Annotated in this window: 13 protein-coding genes; 8 read left to right on the top strand and 5 right to left on the bottom strand. The window is 70.7% G+C overall.

The window, feature by feature from the left end:
* Positions 1-15 precede the first annotated feature (15 nt).
* Together JNW98_RS12815 and JNW98_RS12810 are read right to left on the bottom strand one after the other, a co-directional pair.
* The gene (locus tag JNW98_RS12815) at positions 16-798 is read right to left on the bottom strand and encodes an MIP/aquaporin family protein (protein ID WP_223768295.1); all 783 of its coding nucleotides are present in this window, start codon (positions 796-798) and stop codon (positions 16-18) included.
* A gap of 361 nt (positions 799-1,159) precedes the next feature.
* A complete protein-coding gene (locus tag JNW98_RS12810) occupies positions 1,160-1,924 on the bottom strand; it encodes an IclR family transcriptional regulator (RefSeq protein ID WP_223768294.1) in 765 nt (254 codons plus the stop codon).
* Positions 1,925-2,197: 273 nt separating this feature from the next.
* On the opposite strand from JNW98_RS12810, the gene metH reads away from it, so the two are divergent.
* From metH to JNW98_RS12790, 4 genes are all read left to right on the top strand, one after another.
* The gene (gene metH / locus JNW98_RS12805; RefSeq protein ID WP_223768293.1) at positions 2,198-5,698 is read left to right on the top strand and encodes a methionine synthase; all 3,501 of its coding nucleotides are present in this window, start codon (positions 2,198-2,200) and stop codon (positions 5,696-5,698) included.
* Positions 5,699-5,960: 262 nt separating this feature from the next.
* Entirely contained in the window at positions 5,961-6,662 is a 702-nt protein-coding gene (locus JNW98_RS12800; RefSeq protein WP_223768292.1) for an HAD family hydrolase, read from the top strand.
* Positions 6,663-7,113: 451 nt separating this feature from the next.
* On the top strand, positions 7,114-8,709 hold the full coding sequence (locus JNW98_RS12795; RefSeq protein ID WP_223768291.1) for an ABC transporter substrate-binding protein: 1,596 nt from the start codon (positions 7,114-7,116) through the stop codon (positions 8,707-8,709).
* 146 nt (positions 8,710-8,855) lie between these two features.
* Positions 8,856-10,451, top strand: a complete 1,596-nt coding sequence (locus JNW98_RS12790; RefSeq protein WP_223768290.1) for an ABC transporter substrate-binding protein — start codon at positions 8,856-8,858, stop codon at positions 10,449-10,451.
* A gap of 63 nt (positions 10,452-10,514) precedes the next feature.
* Here JNW98_RS12790 and JNW98_RS12785 read toward each other — a convergent pair whose 3' ends face one another.
* Positions 10,515-11,186 carry a response regulator gene (locus tag JNW98_RS12785; RefSeq protein WP_223768289.1) on the bottom strand — a complete coding sequence of 224 codons (672 nt, stop codon included), beginning with the start codon at positions 11,184-11,186 and terminating at the stop codon, positions 10,515-10,517.
* Between the two features lie 77 nt (positions 11,187-11,263).
* A complete protein-coding gene (locus JNW98_RS12780) occupies positions 11,264-12,268 on the bottom strand; it encodes a RecB family exonuclease (RefSeq protein ID WP_223768288.1) in 1,005 nt (334 codons plus the stop codon).
* 130 nt (positions 12,269-12,398) lie between these two features.
* Between JNW98_RS12780 and JNW98_RS12775 the strand changes: the two genes are divergently transcribed.
* The 3 genes from JNW98_RS12775 to JNW98_RS12765 all read left to right on the top strand — a co-directional run bounded on the left by JNW98_RS12775 (position 12,399) and on the right by JNW98_RS12765 (position 15,300).
* A complete protein-coding gene (locus JNW98_RS12775; RefSeq protein ID WP_223768287.1) occupies positions 12,399-13,658 on the top strand; it encodes a site-2 protease family protein in 1,260 nt (419 codons plus the stop codon).
* 68 nt (positions 13,659-13,726) lie between these two features.
* Complete coding sequence (locus JNW98_RS12770) at positions 13,727-14,626, top strand: tRNA (adenine-N1)-methyltransferase (RefSeq protein ID WP_185944680.1); 900 nt, start codon at positions 13,727-13,729, stop codon at positions 14,624-14,626.
* 116 nt (positions 14,627-14,742) lie between these two features.
* Positions 14,743-15,300, top strand: coding sequence for a hypothetical protein (locus JNW98_RS12765; protein WP_223768286.1), 558 nt, complete (start codon positions 14,743-14,745; stop codon positions 15,298-15,300).
* A gap of 4 nt (positions 15,301-15,304) precedes the next feature.
* Here the strand turns inward: JNW98_RS12765 and JNW98_RS12760 are convergent, their stop codons facing one another.
* Positions 15,305-15,640 carry a ferredoxin gene (locus tag JNW98_RS12760; protein WP_223768285.1) on the bottom strand — a complete coding sequence of 112 codons (336 nt, stop codon included), beginning with the start codon at positions 15,638-15,640 and terminating at the stop codon, positions 15,305-15,307.
* Positions 15,641-15,882: 242 nt separating this feature from the next.
* Between JNW98_RS12760 and arc the strand changes: the two genes are divergently transcribed.
* Positions 15,883-17,649: a proteasome ATPase gene (gene arc / locus JNW98_RS12755; RefSeq protein ID WP_223768284.1), complete on the top strand. Its 1,767-nt coding sequence runs from the start codon at positions 15,883-15,885 to the stop codon at positions 17,647-17,649.
* Positions 17,650-17,870 lie beyond the last annotated feature (221 nt).

Here is a 17,870-nt window from a genome sequence, read left to right as displayed (position 1 = left end):
CTCGGCTGTCGTGCGTCAGAACGCGAGCTTGTGGATGCCTGCCGCCAGGGCGGCGCCGGCCAGCGGGCCGACCACCGGGATCCAGGCGTAGGACCAGTCGGATCCGCCCTTGTTGGGCAGCGGAAGCAGCGCATGCACGATACGCGGGCCGAGGTCACGCGCGGGGTTGATCGCGTAACCGGTGGGACCGCCCAGCGAGAGGCCGATGCCGACGACCACGAACGCGGTCATCAGGACGCCGGTGCCGCTGACGGCCAGACCCTCCGTCAGGCCCTGGGTGAGGATGGCGAGGACGAGCACGGCGGTGCCGATGATCTCCGTCGCGAGGTTCTGCACGACGTTCCGGATCTCCGGACCGGTGGAGAAGATGCCGAGCACCGGGCCGGCCTGCGGAGTGGCGGTCTGGTCGACCATCCCCTCCTTGGGGTTCAGCGTGGCCACCAGCTCGGGGTCGGTCAGGTGGGCCTGGAACTGTCCGTAGTAGGTGACCCAGACCAGTGCCGCGCCGATCATCGCGCCGAGCATCTGGGAGCCGATGTAGAGCGGAACGTCACTCCACTCGGTGCCGCCGTCTATGGCCAGGCCGAGGGTGACGGCCGGGTTCAGGTGGGCACCGGAGGGCTTCGCGATGTACGCGCCCGTCAGTACGGCGAAGCCCCACCCGAAGGTGATGGCGAGCCAGCCCGCGTTCAGCGCCTTCGAGCGCTTCAGGGTGACGGCGGCGCACACGCCGCCGCCGAGCAGAATCAAGACGGCGGTACCGATGGTCTCGCCGATGAAGATGTCGGAGCTGGACACCCGCGACTCCTTTGTCCTTCGTCCAGGGGAAGGCGAACCCCGGGTACCTCCGGAGGTCCGCGCCCTCCGAGAGGGCGGTGATCGGCCCCGTGGCATTGCAGCCTCTGCAGCACTGCACGCACTGCACACCATAGCGAATATTGTCGTCAGGTGTTCGACAATGCCGACCGATGCACGGCAGTTTTCTGCACCGTAAGGGGCGCGTCAAGGGTTCTGTGACCGGAAACTCCAGGCCAACTGGCCTGAAATGTACGTTTGGATACCGGCCGGTAACGAAGGGGTCTCGCAGGGCCCGGAACAGGCGGGAAGTGGATCTTCATGGGCTCGTCGCGGCCCATGGGAGGGGTGAGGCGCCGGGGTGTCAGAACCGGCCGGCGCCGAGGTCGCGGGAGACCGCGCGGGCGCAGTCCCGGACGGCCGCGACCAGCTGCGGCCGCAGCTCGCCGCCCTCGCAGACGCGCTCGACGGCGCCCGTGACGCCCACCGCGCCGACCGGCATCCGGCGCCGGTCGTGGATCGGGGCGGCGACGGACGCGACGCCCGCCCAGGTCTCCTCGACGTCCGCGGCCCAGCCCCGGGCGCGGGTGAGGTCGAGCATCCCCTCCAGGCCGTCCAGGTCGGTCACGGTCCGGTCGGTGAACGCCTCGGGGCCGGTCTCCGTCAGCTGGCTGTGGGCCACCGGGTCGTACGCGCACAGCACCTTGCCCAGGGCGGTGCTGTGCAGCGGGTGCATCGCGCCGACCTCCAGCACCTGGCGGCTGTCGTCCGGCCGGAAGACGTGGTGGACGATCAGGACGCCCTGCTGGTGGAGGACGCCCAGGTAGACGCTCTCGCCGCTGGCGCGGGCCAGGTCGTCGGCCCAGACCAGGGCACGGGCGCGCAGCTCGTGGACGTCCAGGTAGCTGTTGCCCAGCCGGAGGAGCTCGGCACCGAGCTGGTAGCGCCCGGAGGCCGGGTCCTGCTCCACGAAGCCCTCCTGCTGGAGCGTGCGCAGGATGCCGTGCGCGGTGCCCTTGGCGAGCCCCAGCGCGGAGGCGACGTCGGACAGCCCGAGCCTCCGCTCGCCGCCCGCGAGCAGCCGCAGCATCGCCGCCGCCCGTTCGAGCGACTGGATGGTCCGTGCCATCGAGCAACCTCCTCCAAAATGCCGTTCGGCATTGCTGAACAGTATCGGCCGATGCCGACCACGGGATAGCCGACGTGGCGTGATCATGATCGCTGAGAGTCCGCCCTGCCGCGTACCGCACGGTCCGCGGAACGCCGTAGCCGGCCCCCGTACCGGCTGTCCGCGCCGTGGGACGCCCCCTGCTTTCCGCGGGCACTGCGGCTACGCTTGCGGCGTGCGCCCTCTCCAGGAGGGCGCAAAGCCGACAGCCGTCGCAACCACGGGAGCACATCCATGGCCCTGAAGCCATCGACCGTCCGTTCATCCCGATCCGACCTGCTCCGGGAGGCACTCGCCACCCGAGTAGTGGTCGCCGACGGGGCCATGGGAACCATGCTCCAGGCGCAGGACCCCAGCATGGAGGACTTCCAGCAGCTGGAGGGCTGCAACGAGATCCTCAACGTCACCCGGCCCGACATCGTCCGCACCGTCCACGAGGCGTACTTCGCCGTCGGCGTCGACTGCGTCGAGACCAACACCTTCGGCGCCAACCACGCGGCCCTCGGCGAGTACGACATCCCCGACCGCGTCTTCGAGCTGTCCGAGGCCGGCGCCCGCGTCGCCCGCGAGACCGCCGACGCCTTCGCCGCCGACGGCCGCCCCCGCTGGGTGCTCGGCTCCATCGGCCCCGGCACCAAGCTCCCCACCCTGGGCCACGCCCCCTACACCGTCCTCCGCGACGCCTACCAGGCCAACGCCGAGGGGCTGATCTCCGGCGGCGCCGACGCGCTGCTCGTCGAGACCACCCAGGACCTGCTCCAGACCAAGGCGTCGGTCCTCGGTGCCCGCCGCGCCCTGGAGGCCACCGGCACCGACCTGCCGCTGATCGTCTCGGTGACCGTCGAGACCACCGGCACCATGCTCCTCGGCTCGGAGATCGGCGCGGCCCTCACCGCGCTGGAGCCGCTGGGCATCGACATGATCGGCCTCAACTGCGCCACCGGCCCCGCCGAGATGAGCGAGCACCTGCGCTACCTCGCCCGGCACTCCCGCGTCGCCCTCTCCTGCATGCCCAACGCCGGCCTGCCGGTCCTGGGCAAGGACGGCGCCCACTACCCGCTCTCCCCGGCCGAGCTGGCGGACGCGCAGGAGACGTTCGTCCGCGAGTACGGCCTCTCCCTGGTCGGCGGCTGCTGCGGCACCACCCCCGAGCACCTGCGGCAGGTCGTGGAGCGCGTCCGCGGCCTCACGCCGACCGAGCGCACGCCGCGCCCGGAGCCGGGTGCCGCCTCCCTCTACCAGACCGTCCCGTTCCGTCAGGACACCTCGTACCTGGCCATCGGCGAGCGGACGAACGCCAACGGCTCGAAGAAGTTCCGCACGGCCATGCTGGACGGCCGCTGGGACGACTGCGTGGAGATGGCCCGCGAGCAGATCCGCGAGGGCGCCCACATGCTCGACCTCTGCGTCGACTACGTAGGCCGGGACGGCGTCGCGGACATGGAGGAGCTCGCCGGCCGCTTCGCCACCGCCTCCACCCTGCCGATCGTCCTCGACTCCACCGAGGTGGCCGTCATCCGGGCCGGCCTGGAGAAGCTCGGCGGCCGGGCCGTCATCAACTCCGTCAACTACGAGGACGGCGACGGGCCCGAGTCGCGGTTCGCCCAGGTCACCCGCCTCGCTCAGGAGCACGGCGCGGCGCTGATCGCGCTGACCATCGACGAGGAGGGCCAGGCCCGCACCCCGGAGAAGAAGGTCGAGATCGCCGAGCGGCTGATCGCCGACCTGACCGGCAACTGGGGCATCCGCGAGGAGGACATCCTCGTCGACACCCTCACCTTCACCATCTGCACCGGCCAGGAGGAGTCCCGCAAGGACGGCATCGCCACCATCGAGGCCATCCGGGAACTCAAGCGGCGCCACCCGGACGTCCAGACCACGCTCGGCCTGTCCAACATCTCCTTCGGCCTCAACCCGGCCGCGCGCATCCTGCTCAACTCCGTCTTCCTCGACGAGTGCGTCAAGGCCGGCCTGGACTCGGCCATCGTGCACGCCTCCAAGATCCTCCCCATCGCGCGCTTCGACGACGAGGAGGTCACCACCGCCCTCGACCTCATCTACGACCGCCGCTCCGAGGGCTACGACCCGCTCCAGAAGCTCATGCAGCTCTTCGAGGGCGCGACGGCGAAGTCGCTGAAGGCGGGCAAGGCCGAGGAACTGCTCGCCCTGCCGCTGGAGGAGCGGCTGCGGCGCCGCATCATCGACGGCGAGAAGAACGGCCTGGAGGCCGACCTCGACGAGGCGTTGACCGAGCGCCCGGCCCTCGACATCGTCAACGACACGCTGCTGGAGGGCATGAAGGTCGTCGGCGAGCTGTTCGGCTCCGGTCAGATGCAGCTGCCGTTCGTCCTCCAGTCCGCCGAGGTGATGAAGACCGCGGTCGCCCACCTCGAACCGCACATGGAGAAGAGCGACGCGGAGGGCAAGGGCACCATCGTGCTGGCCACCGTGCGCGGCGACGTCCACGACATCGGCAAGAACCTCGTCGACATCATCCTCTCCAACAACGGCTACAACGTCGTCAACCTGGGCATCAAGCAGCCGGTCTCGGCCATCCTGGAGGCGGCCGAGGAGCACCGGGCGGACGTCATCGGCATGTCGGGCCTCCTGGTGAAGTCCACCGTGATCATGAAGGAGAACCTGGAGGAGCTGAACCAGCGCAAGCTGGCCGCCTCCTACCCGGTGATCCTCGGCGGCGCCGCGCTCACCCGCGCCTACGTCGAACAGGACCTGCACGAGATCTACGAGGGCGAGGTCCGCTACGCCCGCGACGCCTTCGAGGGGCTGCGGCTGATGGACGCCCTGATCGCCGTCAAACGCGGCGTCCCCGGCGCGACGCTGCCCGAGCTGAAGCAGCGGCGGGTGCCGAAGCGGGACACCCCGGTGGTCGTCGACGAGGAGCCCAAGGGCTCCGTCCGCTCGGACGTCGCCACCGACAACCCCGTGCCCGCGCCGCCCTTCTGGGGCACCCGCGTCGTCAAGGGCATCCCGTTGAAGGACTACGCGTCCTGGCTGGACGAGGGCGCCCTCTTCAAGGGCCAGTGGGGCCTGAAGCAGGCCCGCGCCGGCGGCCCCACCTACGAGGAGCTCGTCGAGACCGAGGGCCGGCCGCGGCTGCGCGGCTGGCTCGACAAGCTGCACACCGAGAACCTGCTGGAAGCCGCCGTCGTCTACGGCTACTTCCCCTGCTACTCCAAGGGTGACGACCTCATCCTCCTCCACGAGGACGGCACCGAGCGCACCCGCTTCACCTTCCCGCGCCAGCGCCGCGGCCGCCGCCTCTGCCTCGCCGACTTCTTCCGCCCCGAGGAGTCCGGGGAACGCGACGTCGTCGGCCTCCAGGTCGTCACCGTCGGCTCCCGCATCGGCGAGGCCACGGCCGAACTCTTCGCCTCCGACGCCTACCGCGACTACCTGGAGCTGCACGGGCTGTCCGTGCAGCTCGCGGAGGCCCTGGCCGAGTACTGGCACGCGCGGGTGCGCTCCGAGCTCGGCTTCGGCGGTGAGGACCCCTCCGATGTGGAGGACATGTTCGCCCTGAAGTACCGCGGCGCTCGGTTCTCCCTCGGGTACGGGGCCTGCCCCGATCTGGAGGACCGGGCGAAGATCGCGGAGTTGCTGGAGCCGGAGCGGATCGGGGTGCTGCTCTCCGAGGAGTTCCAGCTGCACCCCGAACAGTCCACGGACGCGATCGTGATCCACCACCCGGAGGCGAAGTACTTCAACGCGCGGTAGCGCGGGGGTTCGGCGGGGCGCCCCGGTCCCACCCCTTCGCCGTTTCCTGGGGGCACGCCCCCAGACCCCCGCATCGCGGCTGCGCCGCGAGGTCCTCAAACGCCGGACGGGCTGTATGAGCCCGCCCGGGGACAGGGGAGCCAAAAACGAAGGAGCGCTCCCGCGCTCCCCGCCGTAGACTTGTCGTCCGGTAGAAGAAGGCCGGTCCGCCGCCCGCGAGGGCATGGCGGACCGGCCTTCTCGTCCCCCAGGAGGTGTGCGAATGACCAGCGGCATTCCCACGGTCGCGACCAGGCCGGCCGCAGGCGGCGGCGACGCCCTGGAAGCCGTCCTGCTCGACATGGACGGCACCCTCGTGGACACGGAGGGCTTCTGGTGGGACGTGGAAGTCGCGGTCTTCGCCGAGCTGGGCCACCAGCTCCTGGAGGAGTACCGCGAGATCGTGGTCGGCGGCCCCATGACCCGCAGCGCCGCGTTCCTGATCAAGGCGACGGGCGCCAAGATCGCCCTCGCCGAGCTGACCGCCCTGCTGAACACCCGCTTCGCCGAGATGATCGGCTCCGGCGTCCCCCTGATGCCGGGCGCCAAGCGCCTGCTGACCGAGCTCGCGGCGCACGACGTGCCGACCGCGCTGGTCTCCGCGTCGCACCGGCACATCATCGACCGGGTGCTGCGCACCCTCGGCCCGGAGCACTTCACGCTCACCGTCGCGGGCGACGAGATGGAGCGCACCAAGCCGCACCCCGACCCGTACCTGCTGGCCGCCGCGAGACTCGGGGTCGCCCCGGAGCGCTGCGCGGTGGTGGAGGACACCATGACGGGGGTGACGGCGGCCGAGGCGGCCGGCTGCCGGGTGGTGGCGGTGCCCTCCGTCGGCGCGATCCCGCCCGCGGCCGGCCGGACGGTGGTCCGTTCCCTCGAAGAAGTCGATCTCCGATTTCTGCGGAGCCTGGTCAAGGCCTGAAACCGCCGGTCACCAAAAGTGCTTGGCGCGTACACCGAGCGTTGACGGTGGAATGCTCAAGAAACTCTGAGCGCCGGTCCCGTCGTTTTCCGTGATCAATGCGACGGCAAAAGCCAAGACCTGCAAGGTCGTTTTTCGAGTGACCTTCGTCACCGGCCCGGGGCTATCACCGCGCCACCCGTGCCCCGTTCTGACGCTTTGTCGATGATGTAAGCACACCCTTGTGTCCCGATTGGTTCACTGGTGCGCGAATCGTTCCACCGTCCGGATATCGGTCAACCCACCGCCGTTATCGCGGCGTGATATCGCATCAGGGAGACCGCGTTCCGGTCCCTCCGGTGCCGCCACTAATCTCTTGGCGAGTACTTCACGGCACCCCGTGGGGCCCGTGCAGCAACGCATCCGTACGGAGTCCCGGGCGCCGTTCGCACCACAGGGAGAACACCGGACAATGAACCGCAAGACGTTGGTGCTGCCGACCGTGGTGGGCCTGCTGGCCCCCGTGCTCGTCGCCTGTGGGGGCGACGGAGCGGGCAAGGGCAACGGCGCCATCGTCGTCGGCACCACCGACCGGTTCGAGCGGACCAACGACGCCCCGGCTCCCTTCGACCCCGCCGCCGCGTACGACATCGGCGCCTGGAACGTGCTGCACAGCGCCTTCCAGACGCTGCTGCGGCTGCCCCGCTCCGGCTCGGAACCGGTGCCGGACGCCGCCTCCAAGTGCGCGTTCAGCGACCGCCGCAACGAGCAGTACCGGTGCACCCTGCGCGACGGGCTGAAGTTCACCAACGGTCACGAGATGACCGTCAAGGACGTCAAGTTCTCCATCGAGCGCGCCCGCACGATCAACTTCGAGAACGGCCCGGTCTCGCTGCTGAGCAACATCGACCGGGTGGAGACCCCGAACGACCGCGAGATCGTCTTCCAGCTGAAGACGCCCGACGCGACGTTCCCGCAGAAGCTCGCCACCCCGGCCGCGGCCATCGTCGACAGCCAGGCGTACCCCAAGAACAAGCTCATGGCCGACGGGTTCAAGGTCGTCGGCTCGGGTCCTTACAGCCTGGACACCGAGGAGAAGGACGGCCGCGCGGTCAAGGTCGTGCTCACCAAGAACCCGGACTACCAGGGTTCGGTCAAGGTGCAGAACGACAAGGTCGAGATGCGCTTCTACGACGACGCCAAGACGATGGAGAACGCCCTCAAGGGCGGCGACGTCGACCTGGCCAACCGCACCCTGTCGCCCGACCAGATCGGCCGGCTGCGCAACGCCACCGGCCAGGACGTCCGGCTGCTGGAGTCGGCCGGCTCGGAGATCGGCTACCTGGCCTTCAACACCGACGACCCGGCCGTGAAGCCCAAGGCCGTCCGGCAGGCCATGGCGCAGCTGGTGGACCGTCAGGCGCTGGCCCGCGAGGGCTACGACCGGACCAGCGACGCCCTGTACTCGCTGGTGCCCAGCGGCATCCCGGGCCACCAGAACTCGTTCTCCAACGAGTACGGCGGTCCCAGCGTCGACAAGGCCCGCGCCCTGCTGAAGAGCGCCAACATCAGCACCCCCGTCCGCTTCACCCTCGCGTACTCCTCCGACCACTACGGCGAGGCCACCGCGCGGGCGTTCAAGACGTTCCGGAAGCAGCTCAACGGCAGCGGTCTGTTCGACGTCAAGCTCCAGGACGTCAAGTGGTCGGAGTTCCGCCCCAACGCGGCCAAGGGCCAGTACGCGGTCTACGGCATGGGCTGGTTCCCCGACTTCCCGGACCCCGACAACTTCATCGCCCCGTTCTTCGGCAAGGACAACTTCCTCCGGTCCCGCTACCAGAACGCCAAGATCAACGACCTGATCCCGCGCACCCGGCAGACCGCCCAGCGCGACTCCGCCGCCAAGCTCTTCCAGCAGGCCCAGGACATCGTCGCGGACGAGGTGCCGGTGCTGCCGCTCTGGCAGGGCAAGCAGTACCTGGCGGTCCGCGACGGCCTCACCGGCGGCGAGTGGGCGCTCAACGCCGCCTCCGAGCTCCAGCCCTGGGAACTCGCGCGCGGCAAGTGACGCACGACACGGCCATGACATCCGGTCGTGATGAGAACACCCCTTTTGCAACACAACGCTCCACCTGTACAACAAGCTCCACAGAACGACCTTGAGGGGCGGGCCAGTCCCGCCCCCTTCACTTGGAAACTGTGAGGAACGTGCACGTGAGGAAACGTGACCAGTGGCTTGCCGCCCCGCTCGGCGCGGGGCTCGCCGCCGCCCTGCTCAGCGGGTGCGGTTCGGAGGACGGCAAGGCGGCGGGCACCGGTGAGTCGGTGGTCATGGGGATGTCCGACGAGGTCGTCTCCGTGGACCCGGCCGCGGGTTACGACCCCGGTTCCTGGATCCTGTTCAACAACGTCTTCCAGTCGCTGCTGAGCTTCCCCAAGGGCAGCAACGTGCCGCAGCCCGACGCCGCCCGCAAGTGCGGCTTCAAGGACCAGGCGAGCACCGTCTACGAGTGCACGCTCAACAGCGGCCTGAAGTTCAGCAACGGGCACGACCTCACCTCCGAGGACGTCGCCTTCTCCTTCCGGCGCACGCTGAAGATCAACGACAAGTCCGGTCCCGCGTCGGCCATGCTGTCCACGATCAAGGACATCAAGACGCCGGACAAGAAGACCGTCGTCTTCAAGCTGAAGCGGCCGGACGCCACCTTCCCGCTGAAGATCGCCTCGGGTGCCGGTTCCATCGTGGACCGCCAGGAGTACCCGGCGGACAAGGTCCGGACCGACGGCAAGGCCGTCGGCTCGGGCGTCTACACGCTGGACTCCTACGACAAGGACAAGGCGGTCTTCAAGGTCAACGGCGGCTACAAGGGCCCCGCGACCGTCCAGAACAAGGGCATGACCCTCAAGCTGTTCCACGGCGAGCAGGAGGCCCTGAAGGCCGCCCTGCAGAAGGGCGACGTCGACCTCGCCTACCGTGGCCTGGCCACCGAGGACATCTCCTCGCTGGAGGCCGCGGGCTCCGGCAGCAAGGGCCTCAAGGTCGTCCAGGGCAGCAGCGCCGAGGTCCAGCACCTGGTGTTCAACACCAAGGACCCGGTGGCCGGCAAGCTCGCCGTCCGCCGCGCCGTCGCCTACCTCGTCGACCGCAGCGCGCTCGTCCGCGACGTCTACAAGCGCACCGCCGAGCCGCTGTACTCCGTCGTCCCGAGCGGCATCACCGGCCACCGGACGCCGTTCTTCGACGTCTACGGCGACCGCCCGCAGCCCGACAAGGCCAAGGAGGCGCTGACCTCCGCCGGCCTCAAGGGCAAGGTCAAGCTGACCCTCTGGGGCACGCCGATCCGCTACGGCCCCGGCACCGTGCCGGAGCTCAACGCCATCGCCAAGCAGCTCAACGCCAGCGGTCTCTTCGACGCGGACGTGCGCACCGCCGCGTTCCCCGAGTACCAGCAGGGCATCGAGGCCGGCAAGTACGGGGTCTACGTGAAGGGCTGGGTGCCCGACTACCCGGACCCGGACAACTTCACCGCGCCTTTCTTCGGCGAGGACAACGAACTCGCCAACCACTACGAGTCCAAGGAGATAGCCGACCGCATCCTCCCGGCCACCGCCGCCCAGGGCAGCCGGACCGCGACCGTCGGCGACTTCGCCAAGCTCCAGTCGACCGTCGCCCAGGACGTCCCGGTGCTGCCGCTCTGGCAGGGCAAGCAGTACGCCGTCGCCAACGAGCGGATCACCGGCCTCCAGTGGACGCTGGACGCCTCCACCGTCTTCCGCTTCTGGGAGATCGGCAAGGCCGACAAGGGCTGACACCCCGTGAGACGCGGAAGGGCCCGCCGGGAGACCGGCGGGCCCTTCCGCGTGCTCGCGCGCCTACTGCGCGCCCGGCCGCACCAGTCCGCTCTCGTAGGCGTACACCGCCGCCTGCACCCGGTCGCGCAGCCCCAGCTTGGTGAGGACGTGGCCCACGTGCGTCTTGACCGTGGTCTCGCTGACGAACAGGTCCGCCGCGATCTCCGCGTTCGACAGCCCGCGGGCCACCAGCTTGAGCACCTCCACCTCGCGCTCGGTCAGCGTGCTCAGCGTGTCCGGCAGCGGCTCCTCGCCCGACGGCAGGTGCCCGGCGTACTTGTCCAGCAGCCGGCGCGTGATGCTCGGCGCGAGCATCGCCTCGCCGCCCGCCACCACCCGGATCGCCTTCACCAGCTCGTGGGCCGGGGCGTCCTTCAGCAGGAACCCGCTGGCCCCCGCCCGCAGCGCCTCCACCACGTACTCGTCCAGGTCGAACGTGGTGAGCACCAGCACCTTCGCCGGGCCGTTCCGGTCCGGGCCGGTGATCTGCCGGGTCGCCTCCACCCCGTCCATCCGGGGCATCCGGATGTCCATCAGCACCACGTCCGGCTGGAGCGCCCGGACCTGGTCCAGCGCCTGCAGGCCGTCACCGGCCTCCCCGACCACCGCGATGTCCTGCTCGGCCTCCAGGATCATGCGGAAGCCCGTGCGCAGCAGGGGCTGGTCGTCGACGAGCAGGACACGGATCGCCACAGGAACTCCTTCGTTAGACCGGGTCCATTCTGCCCTGAGTCCGTCCGGAGCGGGCCGTCAGGCCCCTGAGCGAGCCGTCAGGACCCGGCAGGCCCGGCCCCCGCCTCCGGTACGCGCGGCACCGGCAGCACGGGCAGCGGGTACGGCGGGGGAGTGCCCCCGAACTCCGGGCAGAGCGCCTGGTGATCGCACCAGCCGCACAGCTTCGTCGGCCTGGGCCGCCAGTCGCCCGTCTCGGTGGCCAGCGCGATGGCCTCCCACAGCGCGCGCAGCTTCCGCTCCACGGCCTGGAGCTCCGCCTCCGTCGGGTCGTACGTCAGCACGTCCCCGCTGCCCAGGTAGACGAGCTGGAGGCGGCGCGGCACCACCCCGCGCAGCCGGCGGATCACCAGCGCGTAGAACGTCATCTGGAACAGGGCCTCGTCCCGGTACCGCGGGGCCGGCGCCTTCCCGGTCTTGTAGTCGACGATCCGCACCTCGCCCGTCGGCGCCACGTCCACCCGGTCGACGATGCCGCGCAGCACCAGCCCCGAGTCCAGCGTCGTCTCCACGAACAGCTCGCGCTCGGCCGGCTCCAGACGCGTCGGGTCCTCCAGCGAGAACCACCGCTCGACCAGCCGCTCGGCCTCCGCCAGCCAGCCGGCCAGCCGCTCCGGCTCGTGGATGCCGTCCTCGCCGGTGAACAGCTCCGCCAGCTCCGGCCGTGCCGCCAGCAGCTTCTCCCACTCGCCCGGCAGCAGCGCGCGGGCCCGGTCCGGGGTGCGCTCCGCCGCGGGCACGTCGAAGAGCCGCTCCAGCACGGAGTGCACCACCGTGCCCCGGGTCGCCGCGGGGCTGGGCTTCTCCGGCAGCCGGTCGATCACCCGGAACCGGTAGAGCAGCGGGCACCGCATGAAATCGGCCGCGCGCGAGGGCGACAGCGAGGCCGGCCGGCCGGCGGCCGGACCGGCCTCCCCGGCCCGGGCCCCCGGCACCTCAGGGGTGCCGGAAACCTGCTGCTGCGCGGGTGCGGGCGGCGGAACCGCCGGGCCGGCGGCCTCCGCGGCCGGGCCCCGCGCGGTGTCGTCGAGAGCGGTGTCCATGGCAGAGACCCTACGGCCCCGCACGGACATTCCGCGGCATACCATCGACGGCAGAGCTCCCGCACGTGCATGATCGTGGCAGGGCGCGCGCACCGGGCGGGTGCGGGAGCAGCACCGACGAGGGGACACCGTGGAGAACAGCGGGCAGGGCGGATCCGGCAGCGGGGGCGCCGACCACCAGGCCGGACAGCCCGGAGACCCCAAGGAGCCCGGGACACCCGACCGCGGGCCGCGGCGCCCGCGCGAGAGCGGCGGCGGGATCCTCATGGGCCGCCCGTTCGGCGTCCCGGTCTACGTCGCCCCCAGCTGGTTCCTGGTCGCCGCCCTGATCACCTGGGTCTTCGGCGGCCAGCTCGACCGCGTCCTGCCCGAGCTGGGCCGGGCCCGCTACCTGGTCTCCCTCTTCTTCGCCGTCGCCTTCTACGCCTCCGTCCTGGTCCACGAACTGGCCCACACGGTGGCCGCCCTCCGCTTCCGGCTCCCGGTGCGCCGCATCCAGCTCCAGTTCTTCGGCGGCGTCTCCGAGATCGAGAAGGAGAGCGAGACCCCCGGCCGGGAGTTCGTCCTCGCCTTCGTCGGACCGCTGCTCTCCCTGGTCCTGGCCGGCGTCTTCTGGCTCGGCATGCAGGCCGTCGAACCCGACACCGTCCCCGGCGTGCTGCTCGCCGGCCTGATGGTGTCCAACCTCCTGGTGGCCGCCTTCAACCTGCTGCCCGGCCTCCCGCTCGACGGCGGGCGGATGCTCCGCGCCGTCGTCTGGAAGATCACCGGTCGGCCCATGGCCGGGACCGTCGCCGCCGCCTGGGTCGGCCGCGCCCTCGCCGTCAGCGTCCTCGTCGGCCTCCCGCTGCTCACCCAGGCGTACCGCGCCGACAGCTTCGGCAGCGTCGACTCCCTCACCGACGCACTGCTCGCCGCGATCCTCGCCGCGATCATCTGGACGGGCGCCGGGAACAGCCTCCGCATGGCCCGCCTCCGCGAACGCCTCCCCGGCCTGCGCGCCCGCACCCTGACCCGGCGGGCCGTCCCCGTCGCCCCCACGACCCCGCTCTCGGAGGCCCTGCGCCGGGCCAACGAGGAGGGCGCCCGCGCCCTGGTCGTCGTCGACGCGGCCGGCGTGCCCACCGCCCTGGTCCGCGAGTCCGCCATCGTCGGCATCCCCGTCCACCGCCGGCCCTGGGTCGAGGTGGGCACCCTCGCCCAGGAGCTCAAGGACGGCATGCGGGTCTCCGCCGAGCTCTCCGGCGAGGACCTCCTGGAGGTGCTGCGGCTGACCCCCGCCACCGAGTACCTGGTGGTCGAGGAGACCGGCGAGGTCTACGGCGTGCTCTCCACCACCGACGTCGAGCGGGCGTTCGTCGCCGCCATGGCCCGCACCCCCGCGCCCTGAGGCGCCGGCCGTACGGGGTCCACGGGCCCGTGGTCCCGGTCCCGCCCGGCGCCCGGTAGGCTGGTCACATGTCCGAACCGACCGGTGCCGCCCGCCGTCGCGGGCCCTTCCAGGTCGGGGACCAGGTCCAGCTCACCGACCCCAAGGGACGCCACTACACCTTCACGCTCGAAGCCGGGAAGCAGTTCCACACCCACAAGGGTGCCTTCCCGCACGACGAGCTGATCGGTGCTCCCGAGGGCAGTGTTGTCCGTACCACGGGAAACGTCGCCTACCTCGCGCTGCGCCCCCTGCTCCCCGACTACGTCCTGTCCATGCCGCGCGGAGCCGCCGTGGTCTACCCCAAGGACGCGGGGCAGATCCTGGCGATGGCCGACATCTTCCCCGGCGCCCGCGTCGTGGAGGCCGGCGTCGGCTCCGGCTCGCTGAGCAGCTTCCTGCTGCGCGCCATCGGCGACCAGGGCATGCTGCACTCCTACGAGCGCCGCGCCGACTTCGCCGAGATCGCCACGAAGAACGTGGAGCGCTACTTCGGCGGTCCGCACCCGGCCTGGCAGCTGACCGTCGGCGACCTCCAGGACAACCTGTCCGACACCGACGTCGACCGCGTCATCCTGGACATGCTCGCCCCCTGGGAGTGCCTGGAGGCGGTCCGCAAGGCGCTCGTCCCCGGCGGCATCCTCTGCTGCTACGTGGCGACCACCACCCAGCTCGCCCGGACCGTCGAGTCCATCCGCGAGATCGGCTGCTTCGCCGAGCCGTCGGCCTGGGAGACCATGGTCCGCACCTGGCACGTCGAGGGCCTGGCCGTCCGCCCCGACCACCGCATGATCGGGCACACCGGCTTCCTGCTCACCGCCCGCCGCCTCGCGGACGGCGTGGAGCCGCCGATGCGCCGCCGCCGTCCGGCCAAGGGTGCCTACGGCGAGGACTACACCGGGCCCGGCGGCCAGACCGCCGAAGCCTGAGCCTCACCTGACGCGCGGAAGCCGCCCCCGGTCGAACTCGGGGGCGGCTTCCGCGCGTTGGCCCGGTGTGCGACGATGCCGCTGACCCCCGCCGCCCAGCAGCAGGAGCGGCGCACGTGCAGCCCCCGGCCGGACTCCCGCACACCCACCCGAGGCCCGTCCACTGGCTGCTGACGGCCCTGGGCCTGGCCGCCGTGCTGACCGGCGCGGCGCTCCTCGGCCCGGGCGACGCCACCGCCGAGGACGCGCCCTCGCCGCCGTTCGCCGTCGCGCCCGACCCGACCGCCGTCCGCTACCCGCTCGACTGCGGCCCGGTGGGCACCGAGGTGGCCGACCGGGCCGTCGCCGACCTGGACGGGGACGAGCGGCCCGAGACGGTGGCCGTGGTCCACTGCCGGGCCGGCGCGGGCACCCCGCCCGACGGCGTCTACGTGCTGGCGGCCGGCAAGGGGACGGGCGCGCCGCCGCGTGTGGTGGCCACCCTCGTCGACCCCGCCCGGCACCTGAACGTCGGCCGGTTCAGGGTGACGGGGGACACTGTTTCGGCCACTCTGCTCGGCTACTCGGCGCGGACCGTGCCGCGCTGCTGCCCGGACCTGCGCCGGCCGGTCGAATGGCGGTGGCGCGACGGCCAGTTCGAGACGTCGACACGACCCGTCACCGGGCGCGCCTGATCCGTCACTCGGCGTCCGGTCCGTAGACCTCGACCTTGTCCGAGATGCGCCGCACATGGATGCAGTCGCCCGGGCACTCCTTGGCCGAGTCCCGGACGTCGGTCAGCAGCGGCAGCGGGACGGGCGTGGTGGCGCCGGGCTCCTGGAGCAGCTCGTCGTCGGCGCTCTTGACGTACGCCAGGCCGTCGATGTCGAGCTCGAAGACCTCGGGGGCGTACTGGACGCAGATGCCGTCCCCCGTGCACAGGTCCTGGTCGATCCAGACCTCCAGGGCGTCGCCGGGGCCCCCGGCCGCCGGGTCCTCGGTGACGGTCGCGCGGTCTTCGTTCCGGACGGTCATCTCGCCTGCCGTTTCCTGCTTACGTGAATCAATTGGAGCCAGCACTGACGGGTGTTGACCGACTCGACGATACAACCGCTCGCTTTCCGATGTTGATGGGTGGGTATTCCCCAGTCGTGAGGACGTGCGCAAGGGTGAAGATCGGACACACTCCGACCGGGTTTGTGATCTAGGGGTTTCAACCTGCACCGGCCCAGGTAGGGTCTGGAAGCGTCCAGCTCCCCTTGGAGGAGGTGAGGACCGTGGCAGCCCACGACGACGACATGAACCGCGGCATCCGGCCGGGACGGGGCTCAGACGACCCCGCCGGTCAGGTTGCCTACCTTGAGCAGGAGATCGCCGTCCTGCGCCGCAAGCTCGCCGACTCTCCGCGTCACACGAGGATTCTCGAAGAGCGGATCGTCGAGCTCCAGACCAACCTGGCCGGGGTGTCCGCCCAGAACGAGCGGCTCGCCAACACCCTCCGTGAGGCCCGCGACCAGATCGTGGCCCTCAAGGAGGAGGTCGACCGGCTCGCGCAGCCGCCGGCCGGCTTCGGCGTCTTCCTGCAGGCGAACGACGACGGCACGGTGGACATCTTCACCGGCGGCCGCAAGCTCCGGGTCAACGTCAGCCCGGGCGTCGACCCTGAGGAGATCCGGCCCGGCCAGGAGGTCATGCTCAACGAGGCGCTCAACGTGGTAGAGGCCATGGCGTTCGAGCGCGCCGGGGACATCGTCACCCTCAAGGAAATCCTGGAGGACGGCGAACGGGCCCTGGTCATCGGGCACACCGACGAGGAGCGGGTGGTGCGGCTCGCCGAGCCGCTGCTGGACGTCACCATCCGCCCCGGCGACGCCCTGTTGCTCGAATCCCGCTCCGGCTACGTCTACGAGGTCATCCCCAAGAGCGAGGTCGAGGAGCTCGTCCTCGAAGAGGTCCCCGACATCGACTACACGAAGATCGGCGGCCTGGGGAACCAGATCGAGCTGATCCGCGACGCGGTCGAGCTCCCCTATCTCTACCCCGACCTCTTCAAGGAACACGAACTCCGGCCGCCCAAGGGCGTCCTGCTCTACGGCCCGCCCGGCTGCGGCAAGACGCTCATCGCCAAGGCGGTGGCCAACTCCCTTGCCAAGAAGGTCGCGGAGGTCACCGGGAAGCCCGCGGGGAAGAGCTTCTTCCTCAACATCAAGGGCCCCGAGCTGCTCAACAAGTACGTCGGCGAGACCGAGCGGCACATCCGGCTGATCTTCCAGCGGGCCCGCGAGAAGGCCAGCGAGGGCACGCCCGTCATCGTCTTCTTCGACGAGATGGACTCGCTGTTCCGCACCCGCGGCTCCGGCGTCAGCTCGGACGTGGAGAACACCATCGTCCCGCAGCTGCTCTCCGAGATCGACGGCGTGGAGGGCTTGGAGAACGTCATCGTCATCGGCGCCTCCAACCGCGAGGACATGATCGACCCCGCGATCCTGCGCCCCGGCCGGCTCGACGTGAAGATCAAGATCGAGCGGCCGGACGCCGAGGCCGCCAAGGACATCTTCTCCAAGTACCTGACGCAGTCCCTGCCGCTGCACGCGGACGACCTCGCCGAGCACGGGGGAGACGCCCGGGCGACGGTCGACGGCATGATCCAGTCGGTCGTGGAGCAGATGTACGCCGAATCCGAGGAGAACCGCTTCCTGGAGGTCACCTACGCCAACGGTGACAAGGAGGTCCTGTACTTCAAGGACTTCAACTCCGGAGCGATGATCCAGAACATCGTGGACCGCGCCAAGAAGATGGCGATCAAGGCGTTCCTGGACCACAACCAGAAGGGTCTCCGCGTCTCCCACCTGCTCGCCGCCTGCGTGGACGAGTTCAAGGAGAACGAGGACCTGCCCAACACCACCAACCCGGACGACTGGGCCCGCATCTCCGGCAAGAAGGGTGAGCGGATCGTCTTCATCCGCACCCTCGTCACCGGCAAGCAGGGCGCCGACACCGGCCGCTCCATCGACACGGTGGCCAACACCGGTCAGTACCTGTAGCACCGCCGTCCGGCCGCGGCTGGCCGTTCCCCGGCTCCCGCCCTCCCGGCGCGGGACCGGACCGGAACGGTCCGTCCGCGGCCGGACGCGTTCACGGACCCCGGGGGGACGTCCGCGGCACGGCGGGGGCGCCGCGGCACGGCGGGTCCGGTACGGCACGAACCCGAGCAATGACTGGAATGATCTCCCCAGGGCCGCAAAGCCGTTCTAGGCTCTGCGGT

This window comes from Streptomyces huiliensis, assembly GCF_020037025.1.
GTDB lineage: Bacteria > Actinomycetota > Actinomycetes > Streptomycetales > Streptomycetaceae > Streptomyces > Streptomyces huiliensis.
This window is presented reverse-complemented; position numbering and strand designations above follow the sequence as displayed.

What these genes read in the sequence shown, in the direction of transcription:
- JNW98_RS12810 (WP_223768294.1), bottom strand. Translation starts at nt 1,924, where the DNA reads ATGGCACGGACCATCCAGTCGCTCGAACGGGCGGCGGCGATGCTGCGG.
- metH (WP_223768293.1), top strand. Translation starts at nt 2,198, where the DNA reads ATGGCCCTGAAGCCATCGACCGTCCGTTCATCCCGATCCGACCTGCTC.
- JNW98_RS12800 (WP_223768292.1), top strand. Translation starts at nt 5,961, where the DNA reads ATGACCAGCGGCATTCCCACGGTCGCGACCAGGCCGGCCGCAGGCGGC.
- JNW98_RS12795 (WP_223768291.1), top strand. Translation starts at nt 7,114, where the DNA reads ATGAACCGCAAGACGTTGGTGCTGCCGACCGTGGTGGGCCTGCTGGCC.
- JNW98_RS12780 (WP_223768288.1), bottom strand. Translation starts at nt 12,268, where the DNA reads ATGGACACCGCTCTCGACGACACCGCGCGGGGCCCGGCCGCGGAGGCC.
- JNW98_RS12770 (WP_185944680.1), top strand. Translation starts at nt 13,727, where the DNA reads ATGTCCGAACCGACCGGTGCCGCCCGCCGTCGCGGGCCCTTCCAGGTC.
- JNW98_RS12760 (WP_223768285.1), bottom strand. Translation starts at nt 15,640, where the DNA reads ATGACCGTCCGGAACGAAGACCGCGCGACCGTCACCGAGGACCCGGCG.